The following is a 17,175-nucleotide window of genomic DNA, read 5'->3' as shown; positions in this document are numbered from 1 at the left end:
TATTGATTTTCTGACAGCCAACTAATCCACTCAGATACGTCAACTTTTGCTTGACTCTCGGCATAAGTGGAGCGTAACGTCACCGGCATGTCAGTGAAGAAGGTCACAGGCCTGGGCGATCCCCCGTCCGGACCGGCCATCCCCCAGGCCTACCGAGCCGCCGTCGTCGGAACCGGCTTCATGGGACGGGTCCACTCCCACGCCGTCCGCGCCAACGGTGGCGAGGTGGTCGGAGTCGCCGGCTCCTCCCACGCCAAAGCCGAACGGTTCCGTGCCCGTCACGGCATCGCCCGGGCCCACACCGACGCCCTCGAACTCATCCACAGCCCCGACGTGGACGTCGTGCACGTGTGCACCCCCAACCACCTGCACGCTCCGTTGAGCCTGGCCGCCCTCGCCGCGGGCAAACACGTGGTCTGTGAAAAGCCCTTGGCCACCGACGCCGACACCGCTCTGTCCATGACGACCGCCGCCGGAAGGAGCGGACGGGTGGCCGTGGTGCCCTTCGTCTACCGTTTCCATCCCATGGCCCGGGAGGCTCGCGCGCGGGTCGCCGCGGGCTCCATCGGGCGGGTCGGTCTGGCGCACGGGGGCTACCTTCAGGACTGGCTCCTCTACCCCGAGGAGGACAACTGGCGGGTGGACCCCGAGGTCGGTGGCCCGACCCGCGCCTTCGGTGACATCGGTTCGCACTGGTGCGACATGCTCGAATTCGTCACCGGCGACCGCATCACCTCGGTCAGCGCCCAGACCTCCCGGATCACCGACGCCCGAGGCGAGGACGGGCGGGCCGTCACCACCGAGGATCTGGTGTCCTTCCAGTTCGCCACGGCGGGCGGCGTGGTCGGCACCGCCGTGATCAGCCAGGTCTCCCCCGGCCGCAAGAACCAGCTGGTGCTGGAGGTCTCCGGCACCGAGGGCTCCCTACGCTTCGACCAGGAACGCCCGGAGACCCTGTGGGCGGGTGGGCGGACCCGAACCGGCCTCATCTGGCGCGACGACCCCGAACTCAGCGCCGACGCCACGCGCCTGGTCTCCCTTCCAGTGGGCCACCCGCAGGGATACCAGGACTGCTTCAACGCGCTGGTCGCCGACACGGGCGCCGCCATCGCCGGAGCGGCCCCGGACGGGCTTCCGGTGTTCGCCGATGGTCTGCGCGCCGCCGTGCTCGCCGAGTCCGTCCTGGTCTCGGCACGGGAGCGTCGCTGGGTCGATGTCCCCACCATGAGCGAGGTGGGTCCGGCGTGATCACCGAACCCCTGCTCAGGATGACCGGTATCGGCAAGTCCTTCCTGGGTGTGCGGGTCCTGCACGACGTCGACCTGGACCTGTACGCCGGCGAGCTGCACGCCCTGGTGGGGGAGAACGGTGCGGGCAAGTCCACCTTGATGAAGGTGCTCGCCGGGGTGCACCGGCCCGATGACGGGCGGATCGAACTCGACGGCACGGAGGTCTCCTTCGAACACCCCCTACGGGCCCAGCGGGCCGGTGTCTCCACCGTGTTCCAGGAGTTCAACCTGCTCCCCGAACGCACCGTCGCACAGAACGTGTTCCTGGGACGGGAGACCCGCACTCGGGGCATGGTGGACGAGCGGGCCATGGAGAACGCCACCGCGGCGCTCTTGGACGACCTGGGTCTGGAGGGCGTCTCCCCCCGTTCGAAGGTGCGGCACCTGTCGGTGGCCGAACAGCAGGTGGTGGAGATCGTCAAGGCGCTCTCCCACGACGCGCGTGTCATCTCGATGGACGAGCCCACCGCCGCCCTGGCCGACCACGAGGTCGAGGTCCTCTACCGGATCATCGCCCGACTGCGCGAGCGCGGCGTGGGCATCCTCTACGTCTCCCACAGGTTGAAGGAGATCTTCGACCTGGCCGACACCATCACCGTCCTCAAGGACGGCCATCGGGTGGACACCGTCGCCGCCGCCGACACCCGGCCCGCCGAGCTGGTCCGCAAGATGGTGGGACGGCCGATCTCCTCCGTCTTCCCCGATCCCCTCGAACCCCACGGCGACCGTGTCGGCGAGGTACGCCTGTCGGTCTCCGGCGGCGGCAACACACGACTGGACGGCATCGAACTCCGCGTGCACGGTGGTGAGATCGTCGGGCTGGCCGGGTTGCAGGGCAGCGGCCGCACCGAGATCGCGCACGCGCTGTTCGGCGTCGACCGTTTCACGCGGGGCGAGGTCCACGTCGACGGGCGCCGGGTCGACCCGCGCTCACCCCGCCAAGCGGTCCGCGCCGGGCTGGCGCTGGTCACCGAGGACCGCAAGGCCCAAGGCCTGCTCCTGGAGCAGTCCGTCCTGGCCAACGCCCGCCTCGTCCTGGACGCCGTACTACCGTTCGGTTCCGGCCGACGTGCGCGGCGAATCCCGGGCCTGCTCTCCTCCCTGGAGCTGGTCGCCCGTGGCGGCCACGGACAGGAGGTCAGGTACCTGTCCGGAGGCAACCAGCAAAAGGTGGTACTGGCCAAGTGGTTGGCCACCGACCCCAGCGTCATGGTCCTGGACGAGCCCACGCGTGGCATCGACGTGGGAGCCAAACAGGCCGTGTACACGCTGATGCGCGAACTCGCCGCGGCCGGTGTCGCCATCGTCCTCATCTCCTCCGAACTCCCCGAACTCCTCGGAATGTCCGATCGCCTGATCGTGCTCGACGACGGTCGGATCGCGGGCGAACTCCCTGGTGACGCCGGTGAAGAGGACGTGATGGCCCTGGCCACCGGAGCCTCGTCCCCCCGGCACGAGGAGGCCGCCCCGTGACCCGCGCCGTCTCCGTGTCCAAGAATCTGCGCGCCCGCACCGGCACCACCGGACTGGTCTACCTGGCCTTGGTGGTCGTCCTGGTGCTCAGCGCGCTCCTCGTGGCCTTCCAGGGCGGCGACCTGTTCACCGCCGCCAACACGGTGGACCTGTTCACCCGCTCCAGCCTGTTGGGATTCCTCGCCATCGGGCAGACCCTGGTGATCCTGTGCCGTTCCCTCGACCTGTCGGTGGGCTACGTGGCGGCGCTGTCCACCATGGTCGCGGCGATCACCATGGCCGGGGACCCCTCTCGGATCGTCCTCGGGGTCGGTGCCACCCTGGGCCTGGCGGCGTTGATCGGCCTGGTCAACGGGCTCGTGATCACCAGGCTGCGGGTCAACCCCTTCATCGCCACCTTGGGTATGGGACTGGTGATCAAGGGCTACCTCGATACCCGGTTCCAGGGACCGGCCGGGTCGGTCCCGAGCGAGTTCCAGATGTTCGGGCTCTCCCGCGTCGGCGTCCTGCCCATCTCCACCCTGGTCATGCTGGCCTTGGCGGTGGCCGCGATCCTCTTCTTGCGGCGTACCCGTATGGGCTTGCACATGTACGCCGTGGGCGGGGACGCCGAGGTGGCCCGGCTGTCCGGTATCCGCCCCGAACTGCCCCTGATCGCCGCGCACGTGCTGTGCTCGATGATGGCCGGCATCGCCGGTCTCCTACTGGCCTCGCGCTTTGGCACCGGCAACACGCTGGTCTACAACAACGGTTACGAACTGGAGGCCATCGCCGCGGTCGTGCTCGGCGGCACCTACCTGTTGGGCGGACGTGGCGGCGTGGCCGGGACCGTGGCGGGAGTGTTCATCCTCGCCACCCTGGACACGGTCTTCAACACCCTGTCGATGGACCCGTTCGTCAAGGACGTGTTGCGCGGCGCCATCGTGATCGCCGCCGTGGCCGTCTACGCGCGCGGCCGGCACGCCCGGGCCGCCGTTCGACTCCGTTTCCCCTCCGGTGGCGCGCCCCCGTCCGCGGCCGGCCCACCGGAGCCGCCGTCGCCACCACCATCACCACCGGCCCCCGAACACGCGGCCCGGAGAGGAGAGCGATGAACGTCGAGAACCCTCTTCCCCGCCCTCGGTTCGGTTCGGCGCTGTCCGCCCTGCGCGGTGGCACCGGGACCGTGAGCGTGCTGCTGGTGTTGATCTTCGTGGTCATCGCCACCCAGAACCCGTCGTTCTTCGAGGGACCACCGCTGATGGCGTTCGCGAAGAAGGCGGCCCCGCTGGTCATCCTCGCGATCGGCCAGTACCTGGTGATCGTCTCCGGCGAGTTCGACCTGTCGGTCGGTTCCCTGGTGGGCGCCCAAGTCGTGATCGCCGCGCGCCTCATCGACGGTGACGAGGCGATGACCTTCCCGGTGATCGGTGTGATGCTGCTCTTCGGTCTGTTGGTGGGCCTGGTCAACGGCCTGGTCACCACTTTGCTGAAGGTCCCGTCGATCATCACCACCCTCGGCACGATGCTGATCCTCTTCGGCGCCGTGCGCTACTGGACGGGAGGCGCCCCGACCGGCGCCCTGTCGGAGAACTTCCGGGTGTTCGGCCGACACGGTCTGGACGGTGTCCCCGGACTGGGTCAGCTGCCCTGGGCCCTGGTCGTCGCCGCGGTCCTGACGGTCGGAGCGATCCTGCTGATGCGTTCGCCCTACGGACGCTCGCTCATGGCCACCGGTGACAACGACACCGCCGCCGCCTTCTCCGGGGTCCGGGTCGGGCGGGTGCGCACCCTGGCGTTCGTGGGCTCCGCCCTGATGGCCACCGTGGCCGCCGTCCTCATCGGCGGCTTCGCGGGGGTCACCGCCCAGGTCGGACAGGGGTTGGAGTTCACCGCCATCACGGCCGTCGTCCTCGGCGGCGTGGTGTTGGGCGGTGGCCGCGGGACCGTCGTGGCCGCCGCTCTGGGCGCCCTCACCGTCGAAGCGCTCTTCACCCTGTTCAACCAGCTGTACCTGCCCTCGACCATCCAGCCGACGGCACAAGGGCTCATCATCGTCGCGGCGGTGGCCTACGCCTCACGTCGCACCGACCCGCGCCCGCCGAAGCGGCGTCCGCGCCGGCGACCGGATCACCCGAACGAGCGACCGCTCGACTCTTCCAGGAGGTAACCCCCATGCGCGCACCTCGCGTACTCCTCGCCGGCGCGGCCGGCCTGACGCTGATACTCAGCGCCTGTACGACCGACGCCCCCGAGGGCACCGAAGGGGTGGAGGGCTCCAACGGCACCGAGTCGTCCCCGGACGCCGAGTGGTTCGACCAGGCCGAGTTCGACGCCCAGATCGCCCAGCGCGACATCGAACCCGAGGGCCCGGAGAACGAGCCCTGGATGCAGGCGATCGAACCCGAGTGGGTCGACACCTCCGAGTTCGCCATCGACGCCCCCGAGGACGCCCACGTGTGCTTCTCCAACGCCTCGGTGTCCAACCCCTGGCGGGTGACCGGCTTCATCACCATGGAGGAACAGGTGGAGGCGCTGATCGACGAGGGTCGGATCGGCAGCTTCGACAGCTCCGACGCGGCCGATGACGACAACCAGCAGATCTCCGACATCCAGGCGTTCGTGGACTCCGGGGATTGCGACGCGATCATCATCTCCCCGTCCACCACCGCCACCCTGACGCCGGCGGTGGAGACCGCCTGTGAGAGCGGGGTGCCGGTCATCGTCTTCGACCGGGGCGTGAACTCCGACTGCATGGTCACGTTCATCCACCCGATCGGCGGCTACGCCTACGGCGCGGACGCCGCCGACTTCTTGGTGGAGAACCTGGAACCGGGGTCGACCGTCCTCGCGCTGCGCATCCTGCCGGGTGTGGACGTGTTGGAGCATCGTTGGGCGGCGGCACAACGGATCTTCGCCGACAGTGAGCTCCAGGTGCTGGGCTTCGAGTTCACCGAGGGTGACGGTGCCCAGATCAAGGACCTGGTCTCCCAGCACCTGCAACGTGGAGAGGTGAACGGCATCTGGATGGACGCCGGTGACGGCGCGGTCGCGGGGCTGGAGGCCTTCGAGGACGCCGGCCGACCCTACCCGGTCATCGCCGGGGAGGACGAGCTGAGCTTCATGCGCAAGTGGAAGGAGGAAGGACTGACCGCGATCGCACCGGTGTACTCCAACTTCCAGTGGCGCACTCCGGTACTCGCCGCCGGCATGATCCTCGCGGGCGAGGAGGTCCCGGCCGAGTGGGTCCTGCCGCAGGACCCGATCGGCGAGGACGAGCTCGACGACTACCTGGAGCGCAACTCCGACATGCCCTCCCTGCACTACGCGAAGTTCGGCGGCGAGGACCTGCCGGGCTTCCCCCAGGCGTGGGTGGACCGGTAGATGCGTGCGCTGGGGGTCAACACCTGGGTGTGGACGTCACCGTTGACCGACACCGAACTGGAACGGATCGCGCCGCGTGTGGCGGGGTGGGGGTTCGACCTGCTCGAACTTCCGGTGGAGAACGTCGGTGACTGGGATCCCCGGCGTGCCCGGACCCTGCTGGAGGACTCGGGCCTGGGTGCCACCGTCGCCTTGGTCATGGGGGCGGGCCGGGAGTTGGTGGCGACCGATCCCGGCACCCGGAAGGCGACCCAGGACTACTTGAGGCGGGTCGTGGACGCCGCGGCGACGGTCGGTTCCACCGTCGTCGCGGGTCCGGCCTACGCCTCGGTGGGGCGCACGTGGCGACTGTCCCCGGCCGAGCGGATGGGACTGCGCGCCGAACTCACCGAGGCACTCGCCCCCGTGGTCGACCACGCGTCGGCCGCGGGGGTGCGGGTGGCCGTGGAGCCGCTGAACCGGTACGAGACCAGCGTACTGAACACGGTGGACCAGGCGTTGGACGCACTGGCGGACCTGCCCGCGGAGCACTGCGGGCTGGCGCTGGACGTCTACCACATGAACATCGAGGAGAGGGACGTCGCGGAGGCGATCTCTCGGGCGGCCGGCAGGATCCACCACGTCCAGGTTTGTGCGAACGATCGAGGGGCTCCCGGGGCCGATCACCTGGACTGGTCACGCATAGTGAGGGCCCTGGGCGAATCCGGCTACTTCGGCCCCCTGGTCATCGAGTCGTTCACGGCCGAGAATGCGAGCATCGCCACGGCCGCGTCCGTGTGGCGGCCCCTGGCCGCTTCCCAGGACGCGATCGCGGTCGAGGGCCTGTCGTTCCTCCGCCCGATCACGACCTCCGAACCGTCCGCCACGCCTCCCTCCTCCCCGGCCCTACCCGGAAGACAGCACCCCCTGGGGCCCGTCGAGGGCGGTGGCCGACGAGCCCGATCGGAAGGGTGAACGCCGGGCCCGCCACACCCCAGCGACGCGTTCGCACGGCACACGTCGCCCGCCCGGCAAGTGTCGACCCCGACAGGAGGTGCCCGTTGAGCACCCACGAGAAGCAGGACGACCTCCCTCAGCCGACCAGGGACGAAGAAGGCCCGAACACGACCGAAAGGGTGATGACCCAGGGCTCCACCCGCGCCACGTGGTGGCTGACCGGAGGATCCGTGCTGTTGGCCGGTGCCTTCGTGGCCACGTTGGTGGCGTTCTTCCAGGAAAGGAGCGAACACCTCGCGCCCGACCCGGCACCCGTGGCCGGACTGGAGACCCCCGCCGCCGAGGAGCACGTCGATCAGGTCGCGGAGCTGATCGAACACACCCGCGCGGCCCGTGAAGGCCTGGTGCCCGTCCTGGAGTTCCTGGACGAGATACCGCCCACGGACGACTCGAGCGACATGGAGGACCTCCCCTCCCTCGATGACATCGACGAGCGGCTCCGAGCCGTGCGCGACGCCCGCGCCCACTTGGACCACGCCGAGACCGGTGAGACCGGATTCGACGTCACCCAAGCAGGGCTGCGCGGCTCCGTGGACGTGCTCTACTCCGCGTTGAACGCCTACCGCGCCGCCGGCCGAAGCGATGGCGACCGGCGCGCGGAACTTCTCGAACTCGCCACCGACCTGCGCGACCAGGCGGTCCGTGCGTGGTCGGTGGCCGCTACCCAACTCGACCTGATCAGTATCGACGCCGGTCATGGCCACATCCACCTGTATCTCCCCGGCCCTGCGGACGTCGGGGCCATGGAACCCGACGACGCCCGGGACGGTGACCAAGCCGTCGACGAAGTCGTCGGTGGGCCGCCCGGACAGCACGATCACTGACACGGAATCCACGGAGGAACCACGATGACCAGACCGGTCACCCTCTTCACCGGCCAGTGGGCCGACCTGCCCTTCGAGAAGGTGTGCGAACTCGCCGCCTCCTGGGGCTACGACGGACTGGAGATCGCTTGTTGGGGCGATCACCTGGACGTCACCCGCGCCGCCACGGAAGACGAATACGTTCAAGACCGCCTGGAGATCCTCCAGCGCCACGGACTCGGTGTGTGGGCCATCTCCAACCACTTGCCGGGGCAAGCGGTGTGCGACGACCCGATCGACCACCGACACGAGGAGATCCTGCCTTCCCGTGTCTGGGGCGACGGTGATCCCGAGGGTGTGCGACGGCGCGCCGCCGAGGAGATGAAGACGACGGCGAGGGCCGCCGCCAGGCTCGGTGTGTCCACCGTGGTGGGCTTCACCGGGTCGGCCATTTGGAAGTACGTCGCAATGTTCCCGCCGGTGGGCGACGAGGTCGTCCAGGCCGGATACCGGGACTTCGCCGAGCGGTGGAATCCGATCCTGGACGTGTTCGACGAGGTAGGGGTGCGTTTCGCCCATGAGGTGCACCCCTCGGAGATCGCCTACGACTACTGGTCGACGCAGGCGGCTCTGGAGGCGGTGGGGCACCGTGAGGCGTTCGGGCTCAACTGGGACCCCAGCCACATGGTGTGGCAGGACATCGACCCGGTCGGTTTTCTGTGGGACTTTCGCGATCGCATCTACCACGTGGACTGCAAGGACACCCGCAAGCGGGTGGGCAACGGTCGGAACGGGCGGCTGGGGTCGCACCTACCGTGGGGAGACCCGCGCCGAGGCTGGGACTTCGTCTCCACCGGCCGTGGCGACGTGCCCTGGGAGGCGTGTTTTCGCGTACTGAACTCGATCGGCTACGAGGGGCCGATCTCGATCGAATGGGAGGACGCCGGAATGGACCGGCTGACCGGCGCCGCCGAAGCGGTGAGGTTCGTGCGCGCCAACGCCTTCGACCCGCCCGCGGCCTCCTTCGACTCGGCCTTCTCCTCGGACTGAGATCGAGTCGAAGCCGGCAACGGCACCGCCGCCCCGATCGGTTCGGGGCGGCGGCTCACATCATGGGGGCGATGACCACCCGGTAGCGGTCGCCTTCGGTGGTGCTCACGTCATGGCGGAAGTCGTTGACCCGGTTGACCGAGCGTTGCACGGCGTCGCCGCCGAAGACGGTGGTGTCCACGGTGGGCAGGATCTTCTCGAGTTCGAGGACCGCCTCGTCGATGGACAGGGCCGTGCCCCGGTGTTCGGGGGTGATCCGTCGGCCGTGGTCGGTGAGTCGACTGATCGCGATCCGGAACATCGCCGGTCTCCCTGCCTGTCGGGGGGGTGGTCAACGGCATTGTCCCCCATCGGCGTCGGAATGGGGAAGGTCGTGACGAGGTCGGTGGGGCGGCTCGGTGGAGGTGGGCCCGACCTCCACCACTTCGGCCCGGGTCCGGTCAGACCTCCAGTGTCTCCTCGATGCCCTTGAGGCGGTGCCTGGCCAGGGCCAGGTTGCCGCGGCTCCGATCCAGGGCCAGGTAGAGGAAGAGTCCCTGCCCCTTGCGGCTGGTGAGTGGGCGGATGACGTGGTACTGCCCGGACAGGGTGATGAGGATGTCCTCGATGGCGTCGTTGAGACCCAACTGGTCCATGGTCCGCATCTTGGCCCGGACCACCTCGGTGTTCCCGGCCGCGGCGACCGTGAGGTCGAGGGAATTGCTCGAACTGAGCGTGCCCAGGGCCATACCACTGCCGTAGTCGACCACGGCGGCACCGATGGCCCCTTCGATCTCCATCATTTCCTTGAGCCCGGCTTCGATGTTCGGCATGTCCTTCTCTTTCCTTTGGTTGACTCGGCGCGACGCTTTCCGGTCGGCGATCCAACGGCGCAGCCCCGGAATTCGATGATGCGGGGGAGGAGCACCGCTCACGTGACCACCGTTCCCGCGCGGGTACGCCCCAGGGTCAACGCGCGAAGTCCGGTGAGCACTCGTTCCAATACCGGACGGTCCACCGTGACCAGGGCACGGGGACGGACCGGGCGGCCCTCGCCACGGCGGGGCGGAGGTCGGGGATCGTGTTCGGGCGGTTCGGCGTTGTCGACCAGGTCGCGTAGCCGACGCAGGGCGAAACCCAGGTTGCCCCGTTCGCGTTCCACACGGACCTGAACGCAGTACCGCGAACCGCGCAGAACCGCCAACAGCAGGTGGTGCTCTCCTTCGGTGACCACTACGTCCTCCACCATCTGGGCGGCGCAGAGCGGTCCACCATCGATGGCCTGGAGCATCGCCGTCGCGCCCGCCACCCCGTCGGTCTCACCGAGGCAGGTCAGGGCGTGGCCGCCGCGCCAGTCGACGAGGCAGACACTGCGCACACCCGGCGTCTGGAGCATCTCCCGCATCTGCTGGTCGATGGCGTGCACGGCGTTCCTTTGTGAGGGTGGAGCCGATCCGGTCGGCCCACGGGTGGGTCGGACAGTGTCCTTGGAGGACGGTTCGAGAATAGAACTCCAAAGTTTATTTCGCAGGCTTTTCTAATATTTGTTGTGTCTTTGCTGGTTAACCGCACATTTCTCACCAGCAGGCACTTCTGATTTTTCCAATCAACGAACACTTACGCGGCATTTCGACACTCACATAGCCTTATGGCCGGTTATTCCCTTTCGGGACTTCCGTGTTCGATGCCGCTCCCGGCTCCTCCGGGTGGTCGTCTCGATGCTCCTGACCTCCACCGGCTCACATCCGGCGACTATGCTGGGTGACCTACCGATCGTTCGTTCACCAGGCGGTCCCGCTTCCGAAGACACGACTTCGAACACATGACGTGTGGGCCCGTCCTCCGCGCACGCCCAGCCCTCGCCGCAAGGTAGGTTCGACAACCGTGGCCCGAACTCCCGCAGCCGAAAAATCCGCCGATCGTTCGACCGGCAGGCGTCGCTCCGGTCGCCCTGGGCACGACGCCGACTCCGTGTTGCGCGTGGCCGCCCGGGTCTTCAACGAGCGCGGATACGACGGAACGAGCATGGAGGACCTGGCCCGCGCGTTGGGCGTCACCAAGTCCGCGATCTACCACCACGTCACCGGTAAGGCCGAGCTGCTGCGCCGATCCCTCGAAGTGGCCATGGACGCGCTGTTCGCCGTCACCCGGGAGGACGCGGCGACCACCGGACCCGCCATCGACCGCCTCGAACACGTGATGCGCGGCAGTGTCCGGGTCCTGGTCGAGGAACTTCCGCACGTGACCCTGCTCCTGCGGGTGCGCGGCAACACCGAGGTGGAGAAGCGGGCCCTGGAACGTCGTCGACGGTTCGACCATCTGATCGCGGACCTGGTACGCGAGGGCGTGGTCGACGGTGACATCCGCAGCGACGTGGACCCCGCGATCGCCTCTCGCCTCCTGTTCGGCATGGTCAACTCGATCGTAGAGTGGTACAAGCCGGACCGTGGCCTGGGTACCCAGGAGGTCGCGGACGCCTTGGCCCACATCGCCTTCGAGGGCATGCGCTCGCACCGAACCTGAGAACGGACGCCGATTCGGAGTGAGGTTGAACACCAGGTTCCGGGTAAACCGAAACCTGCTTCGCCTACCCAGCGGGGCTCACGCGCACGTCTGACCACGACCGATCAGAAGTTCAGCCCAAAGCCACCTGACCAGGGAACTTATCCTTCTGGGGATTCCCCACCCTCTTACACCCCAAGGGCGCTGAGTTCATGATCGATCACTTCTCTCTAGGTCTTTGGACCCCCCTGATCGCCTACACGGTCTCCGTCATCGGATCCTTCATCGGTCTGCTGTTCAGTCGGCGGGCCCGGGTCTTCACCGGTCTCGCCCGGTGGTTCTGGCTCGTCCTGAGCGCGATCTGCCTAGGGGGAACCGCCGTGTGGTCGATGCACTTCATCGCCATGCTCGGTTTCCAGGTCCAGGGCACCCCGATCCGTTACGACGCACTCCTCACGGTCGTCAGCGGTCTACTCGCCATCGTGGTCATGGGCGTGGCCCTCTACCTGACGAGCATCCGTCAGACCTTCGCTTGGCTGGTGGCGAGTGGCGTCGTCGCCGGAATCGGTATCGCGTCCATGCACTACATGGGCATGGCCTCCATGCACATGCACGGCCACATGAGCCACGACCTCGTGTTCGTGGTGGCGGCGACGGTGATCGCGATGGCGGCGGCCACCGTGGCCTTGTGGTTCGCGCAGCGCCTGGAGGGAACCGTCTCGATCGCGGCCGCGGCCCTGCTCATGGGTGTCGCCGTCTCCTGCATGCACTACACCGGCATGCTCGGGGTCGACGTGACCTTGACCGAGGCAGGCGGGAGCGCCTCACTGCCGGGATCGAGCTCCATGGAACTCCTCTTGCCCCTCGTGGTGGGCCTCTTCGTCTTCCTGCTGGTGTGCAGTCTGCTCCTGATGCTGGGCGAGGACGACGAGCAGGGGAGGAACAAAGCCAGGTCACGGCGCGACGGAGTTGAAACCTACGGCTAGCACATTGGCCACATCCGGACATATCAATTCCAGATACACCCCTGGCAGGTGAGCGGGGTTCGTCTCTACGATCCATGGACGATGGTCACAGCTGTGACCTCAGTCATAGAAAGTAGAGGCCTGAGATCGTGGCCGACCTCTTCCCCCAGGGTTTGCTCACCCCTGCTCTCGCTTACGCCGTCTCCGTCCTCGGGTCCTTTCTCGGCCTGACCTTCGCCACCAGGGCCCGCCGAGCGACCGGCTTCGTTCGCTGGCAGTGGCTCGTCCTGGCCGCCGTGACCCTGGGCGGGATGGCGGTGTGGTCGATGCACTTCATCGCGATGATCGGGCACACCATCCCCGGGGTCATCCTCCGTTACGACCCCCTCCTGACACTGATCAGCGGGCTGGTACCGATCATCGTCATGGGTGTGGCCCTACACCTGGTGATCCGGTCCCACGACACCGTCCGACTGCTGATCGCCGGGATGCTCCTCGGTGTCGCCGTCATCACCATGCACTACATGGGCATGGCTTCCATCAACCTGCACGGGGAACTGCACCACGACGTCGTCCCCGTCGTCCTGTCCTGCGTGATCGCCCTGGTCGCCTCCACCGTGGCACTGTGGTTCGCCCGAAACCTGAAGCACCTCGGCGCGACCGCCGGGGCCTCCCTGGTGATGGCCTTGGCCGTCACCGCCATGCACTACACGGGCATGGCCGGTGTGCACATCACCGACTCCGAGCTCACCCGCTACGGCGCCCCGGATGGCGCCAAGGCCACCGACCTGGTGCTACCACTGATCGTGGGGTTGTTCGTCTTCCTGCTGATCTGCAGTCTCTTCCTCCTACTGAGCGGGGACGAGGACGAACGCCGGAACTACTCACGGCCCTCCCACAGGTCCTCCGAGCACACCCTGCAACCGGAAGACGACGACTACACGCCCCGACACGGTGCTCCGGCCACGTCCTCCACGCCCCCTTCCTCGGGTGACGATGTGTGGAGACCACGCCGCTGATCACGAAGGCGAAACGGCCGGCTCGGGCGTGGGTCCGCCCGCCACGAACACGGGCTCCGAGCTCCAGAACCCGACCGGGCTTCGGCACGTCTTCCAGCGCCGAGCCCGGTCAGAACCCGAAGGCCCTCCGAGCGTTGTCGGCGACGATCCCGGCGAGCTCGTCCTCCTCCATCCCCTTGGCCTCCGCGATCCGCCGCAGCGTGAGCGGGATGAGATAGGGCGCGTTGGGCCGGCCCCGATAGGGCTTGGGGGTGAGGAAGGGGGCGTCGGTCTCCACCAGGATGAGTTCCGCCGGGGCGGCCCGCGCGGCCTCACGCAGGGATTCGGCACCGGCGAAGGTGACGTTGCCCGCGAAACTCATGAAGTAACCGTGTTCGGCGCACACCTTGGCCATGTCGGCGTCACCGGAGAAACAGTGGAAGACCACCCGTTCCGGGGCGCCCTCCTCCTCCAGGACCCGCAGGACGTCGTCATGTGCCTCACGGTCGTGGATCATCAGCGCCTTGCCGTGCTTCTTGGCGATGGCGATGTGGCGTCGGAAGGATTCCTCCTGCGCTCGGGCTCCCTCCGGCCCGGTCCGGAAGGTGTCCATCCCGGTCTCCCCGACCGCGACGACCTCGGGCAGGCCGGCCAGTTCGTCGATCTCGGCCAGCTCGGCCTCCAAGGCCTCGAGCCCGCCCGCGGGACGGGCCTTCTCGGTCCAGTCGGTGTCGTCGACCTCCACCCCCTCGGCCCCATCACCATGCACCACACGCGGAGCCTCGTTGGGGTGCAGGGCCACCGCCGCCCAGACCCTGCCGGGGTACGCACGAGCCATCTCGGTGGCCCAGCGAGACGAGGACAGGTCCACGCCCACCTGCACCAGCGGGGTCACGCCCACGGACTCCGCCGCGGCGATGATCTCCGCGACCTCGGGGGTCTGCATGTCCATGTGGGTATGGCTGTCGGCCACCCGTACCCGCAGCGCCTCGGGTGCCGGCGGCGGTGTCCGCGCGTTGCGCTCCTTGACCGCCTTGCCACTGCGCTTGCCCACGTGTGCGTCTCCCGTTTCCCATCGTCCGACGTCGTGCAGATTCTAGTCGGGCCCCGCCACCGGACCCTCCAGCGCTCGAACGCGCGATGGGGACCAAGACGGACCCTGGCCGCTTCCCGGCCACTCGGGGAGCACCGTGGGCCCCTGGGGAGAGCTCCCCAGGGGCCCACGGCACCGGAAGTGGAGGCTAGTCGACCTCACCGGCCAGGCGTGCGAGTTCCTCGTCGACCACGGACGCGTCGAGCTTGGTGAACAACGGCTCCGGACGACTCAGCGGAGTGCCCACGACGATCGGGGTCGACTCCCAGCGGGCGACGTTGTCGGCGTAGTCACCGGTGATGACCGGGTAGTCCACCTGTTCCGTCGATTCGCCGATGGTGTCGTGACCGGTGTCGAGCCGGGGCATCCCGGTCCAGGTCCCGGAACCGCCCAGCATCGCGTACACCTTGTTGGCCGCGGCCGGCAGGAACGGGGTGAGCAGGGTGTTGGCGTCGTGGACCAGCTGCAAGGCCACGTGCAAGACGGTGGCCATCCGCTCGGGGTCGGTCTTCTTCAGCGCCCACGGGGCCTGATCGGAGATGTACTTGTTGGCCTCGGCGACGGCGCGCATGGCCTCTTGGAGGGCCGCCTTGAACTGGGAACGCTCCAGACGGGCACCGACCGTGGCGAAGGCCGCCCGTGAGTCCTCCAGGACCTTGCGGTCCTCGTCGGTGAGCTCGCCCGCGGCGGGGATCTCACCGAGGTTCTTGGCGGCCATGGAGATGGAACGGTTGACCAGGTTTCCCCAGGCCGCGACCAGTTCGTCGTTGTTGCGACGTACGAACTCGGCCCAGGTGAAGTCGGTGTCCTGGTTCTCCGGGCCGGCGGCCATGATGTAGTACCGCAGCGCGTCGGCGGAGTAACGTTCCAGGAAGTCACGCACGTAGATCACCACGCGGCGCGAAGAGGAGAACTTCTGCCCTTCCATGGTGAGGAACTCACTGGAGACCACCTCGGTGGGCACGTTCAGCTCACCCAGCGGGCCGACCTCGCCGCCCCGGTCCCCTCCACCGCTCGCACCCGACAGGATGGACGGCCAGATGACCGAGTGGAAGACGATGTTGTCCTTGCCCATGAAGTAGAAGGACTCGGAGTCCTCCCCCTGCCACCAGCGCTTCCAGGCGTCGGGCTCGCCCACCCGCCGGGCCCACTCGATGGACGCGGACAGGTAACCGATGACCGCGTCGAACCACACGTAGAGACGCTTGTTCGCGTTCTCGTTCCAGCCCTCCAACGGGATCGGCACACCCCAGTTGAGGTCACGGGTGACCGCACGCGGCTGTAGGTCGTCCACCAGGTTCAAGGAGAACTTGAGGACGTTGGGTCGCCATTGGCCCTCCTTGCCCTTGAGCCATTCGGTGAGGACCCCGGCGAAGGCCGGCAGATCGAGCATGAAGTGCTCGGTGTCCACGAACTCGGGGGTCTCCCCGTTGATCCGAGAGCGGGGCGCCAGGAGGTCGACCGGGTCGAGCTGGTTGCCGCAGTCGTCGCACTGGTCACCGCGGGCTCCGTCATAACCGCAGATGGGGCAGGTGCCCTCGATGTAACGGTCGGGCAGGGTGCGGCCGGTGGACGGTGAGATGGCGCCCTTGGTGGTGTGCGTGAAGACGTAGCCGTTGTCGTAGAGCGTGGTGAACAGCTGTTGGACGACGGCGTAGTGGTTACCGGTGGTGGTACGGGTGAACAGGTCGTAGGACAGACCGAGGGCGACCAGGTCCTCGGCGATGATCCGGTTGTAGCGGTCGGCCAGCTCGCGAGCGCTCACACCCTCCTGGTCGGCCAGCACCTGGATCGGGGTGCCGTGTTCATCGGTGCCGCTGACCATCAGCACGTTGTTCCCCGACATTCGCTGGAAACGCGCGAAGACGTCGGAGGGGACCCCGAAGCCGGAGACGTGGCCGATGTGGCGCGGGCCGTTGGCGTAGGGCCAGGCGACCGCGGTCAGGATGTGGCGATTCGACGACATGACTCAAGACTAAAGGCGTCCAAGGGTGCCCGCGTACCGCTCTCACCGGCCGTGAGCGCCTTTCGTGCACGTTCCCACAACAGTTGTCCACAGGCTTGGTGACGAGTGATTCCCCGGGATGGACACCTACCCTTATGCTCGGCTCAACGACGTCGGGTGTCACCGGGGCACCGGCGTGGAACGGACACGACCCTCCAACCCGGGACTGAGGCGGTGGTCACCACGGTTACCCGTGCCCTACCCCTCCCTGCCCGACGTAGCGCCTCACTGCTCGCCGGTGTGGTGTTGCTGCTGGTGCTGTCCTTTCCTCTGGCCGCGGGCGCCCCCCAAGAGGGGATCGGCTCCGCCCCGTCCTCGATCGACGCGACCGCCTCCCAGGCGGACACCGCCGCCACCGGCCCCTCCCCCACCGCCCAAGGGGCGGGCAAGGAGGTCCGCCCCTACGTCGGCCCACAGACGATCGCGCTCGGGCCACCCGCCTCCACCTGCGACCAGCGGTTGGTGCTGCGGGACCTGCCCGATGCCGTGCCCTCGTGCGCCCTGCGCCTGGCGGTGTGGGACCAACCCTGGTGGCCGCTGCCCCTTCCCCACTTCGATCCCGTTCCCGAACGGATCGACGCGAAGGGTCTGCCGTCCACCCGGGCACCCCCTCTCACCGCGCACGCCACCGTCTGACCTGAGCCGGCCGGTCCCGTCCG

17 protein-coding genes are annotated in these 17,175 nt (G+C 68.0%); 12 read left to right on the top strand and 5 right to left on the bottom strand.

Annotated elements, in window-relative coordinates; genetic code table 11:
- The first annotated feature begins 93 nt into the window (after positions 1 to 93).
- The 8 genes from D472_RS0104795 to D472_RS0104760 all read left to right on the top strand — a co-directional run bounded on the left by D472_RS0104795 (position 94) and on the right by D472_RS0104760 (position 8,974).
- On the top strand, positions 94 to 1,248 hold the full coding sequence (locus D472_RS0104795; RefSeq protein ID WP_017603367.1) for a Gfo/Idh/MocA family protein: 1,155 nt from the start codon (positions 94 to 96) through the stop codon (positions 1,246 to 1,248).
- Entirely contained in the window at positions 1,245 to 2,762 is a 1,518-nt protein-coding gene (locus D472_RS24835; RefSeq protein ID WP_017603366.1) for a sugar ABC transporter ATP-binding protein, read from the top strand. Before D472_RS0104795 ends, D472_RS24835 begins: the two co-directional genes overlap by 4 nt.
- A complete protein-coding gene (locus D472_RS0104785) occupies positions 2,759 to 3,856 on the top strand; it encodes an ABC transporter permease (protein WP_017603365.1) in 1,098 nt (365 codons plus the stop codon). Before D472_RS24835 ends, D472_RS0104785 begins: the two co-directional genes overlap by 4 nt.
- A complete protein-coding gene (locus D472_RS0104780; protein WP_017603364.1) occupies positions 3,853 to 4,911 on the top strand; it encodes an ABC transporter permease in 1,059 nt (352 codons plus the stop codon). Before D472_RS0104785 ends, D472_RS0104780 begins: the two co-directional genes overlap by 4 nt.
- A 5-nt stretch (positions 4,912 to 4,916) precedes the next feature.
- Complete coding sequence (locus D472_RS0104775; protein WP_017603363.1) at positions 4,917 to 6,125, top strand: substrate-binding domain-containing protein; 1,209 nt, start codon at positions 4,917 to 4,919, stop codon at positions 6,123 to 6,125.
- Positions 6,126 to 7,079 carry a sugar phosphate isomerase/epimerase family protein gene (locus tag D472_RS0104770; protein ID WP_017603362.1) on the top strand — a complete coding sequence of 318 codons (954 nt, stop codon included), beginning with the start codon at positions 6,126 to 6,128 and terminating at the stop codon, positions 7,077 to 7,079. It begins immediately after the preceding gene.
- A gap of 86 nt (positions 7,080 to 7,165) precedes the next feature.
- The gene (locus D472_RS0104765) at positions 7,166 to 7,945 is read left to right on the top strand and encodes a hypothetical protein (protein WP_017603361.1); all 780 of its coding nucleotides are present in this window, start codon (positions 7,166 to 7,168) and stop codon (positions 7,943 to 7,945) included.
- Between the two features lie 24 nt (positions 7,946 to 7,969).
- Positions 7,970 to 8,974, top strand: coding sequence for a sugar phosphate isomerase/epimerase family protein (locus D472_RS0104760; protein ID WP_017603360.1), 1,005 nt, complete (start codon positions 7,970 to 7,972; stop codon positions 8,972 to 8,974).
- 55 nt (positions 8,975 to 9,029) lie between these two features.
- Here the strand turns inward: D472_RS0104760 and D472_RS0104755 are convergent, their stop codons facing one another.
- The 3 genes from D472_RS0104755 to D472_RS0104745 all read right to left on the bottom strand — a co-directional run bounded on the left by D472_RS0104755 (position 9,030) and on the right by D472_RS0104745 (position 10,379).
- The gene (locus tag D472_RS0104755) at positions 9,030 to 9,275 is read right to left on the bottom strand and encodes a hypothetical protein (RefSeq protein WP_017603359.1); all 246 of its coding nucleotides are present in this window, start codon (positions 9,273 to 9,275) and stop codon (positions 9,030 to 9,032) included.
- Between the two features lie 139 nt (positions 9,276 to 9,414).
- Positions 9,415 to 9,786: a hypothetical protein gene (locus tag D472_RS0104750; protein ID WP_017603358.1), complete on the bottom strand. Its 372-nt coding sequence runs from the start codon at positions 9,784 to 9,786 to the stop codon at positions 9,415 to 9,417.
- Positions 9,787 to 9,884: 98 nt separating this feature from the next.
- A complete protein-coding gene (locus D472_RS0104745; protein ID WP_017603357.1) occupies positions 9,885 to 10,379 on the bottom strand; it encodes a hypothetical protein in 495 nt (164 codons plus the stop codon).
- 554 nt (positions 10,380 to 10,933) lie between these two features.
- Here D472_RS0104745 and D472_RS0104740 point away from each other — a divergent pair.
- The 3 genes from D472_RS0104740 to D472_RS0104730 all read left to right on the top strand — a co-directional run bounded on the left by D472_RS0104740 (position 10,934) and on the right by D472_RS0104730 (position 13,439).
- Positions 10,934 to 11,476, top strand: coding sequence for a TetR/AcrR family transcriptional regulator (locus tag D472_RS0104740; protein WP_026117387.1), 543 nt, complete (start codon positions 10,934 to 10,936; stop codon positions 11,474 to 11,476).
- A gap of 191 nt (positions 11,477 to 11,667) precedes the next feature.
- Positions 11,668 to 12,441, top strand: a complete 774-nt coding sequence (locus D472_RS0104735; RefSeq protein WP_017603355.1) for an MHYT domain-containing protein — start codon at positions 11,668 to 11,670, stop codon at positions 12,439 to 12,441.
- Positions 12,442 to 12,569: 128 nt separating this feature from the next.
- Positions 12,570 to 13,439, top strand: coding sequence for an MHYT domain-containing protein (locus D472_RS0104730; protein ID WP_017603354.1), 870 nt, complete (start codon positions 12,570 to 12,572; stop codon positions 13,437 to 13,439).
- A gap of 109 nt (positions 13,440 to 13,548) precedes the next feature.
- Here D472_RS0104730 and D472_RS0104725 read toward each other — a convergent pair whose 3' ends face one another.
- Complete coding sequence (locus tag D472_RS0104725) at positions 13,549 to 14,472, bottom strand: TatD family hydrolase (protein WP_017603353.1); 924 nt, start codon at positions 14,470 to 14,472, stop codon at positions 13,549 to 13,551.
- A gap of 187 nt (positions 14,473 to 14,659) precedes the next feature.
- Positions 14,660 to 16,477: a methionine--tRNA ligase gene (gene metG / locus D472_RS0104720; RefSeq protein ID WP_017603352.1), complete on the bottom strand. Its 1,818-nt coding sequence runs from the start codon at positions 16,475 to 16,477 to the stop codon at positions 14,660 to 14,662.
- 213 nt (positions 16,478 to 16,690) lie between these two features.
- Between metG and D472_RS0104715 the strand changes: the two genes are divergently transcribed.
- A complete protein-coding gene (locus tag D472_RS0104715) occupies positions 16,691 to 17,152 on the top strand; it encodes a hypothetical protein (RefSeq protein WP_017603351.1) in 462 nt (153 codons plus the stop codon).
- The last annotated feature ends 23 nt before the right edge of the window (positions 17,153 to 17,175 follow it).

The sequence above is a fragment of the Nocardiopsis alkaliphila YIM 80379 genome (assembly GCF_000341005.1).
Lineage (GTDB): Bacteria > Actinomycetota > Actinomycetes > Streptosporangiales > Streptosporangiaceae > Nocardiopsis > Nocardiopsis alkaliphila.
The sequence above is the reverse complement of the archived record's forward strand: the minus strand, read 5'-3'. Positions and strand labels throughout refer to the sequence as shown.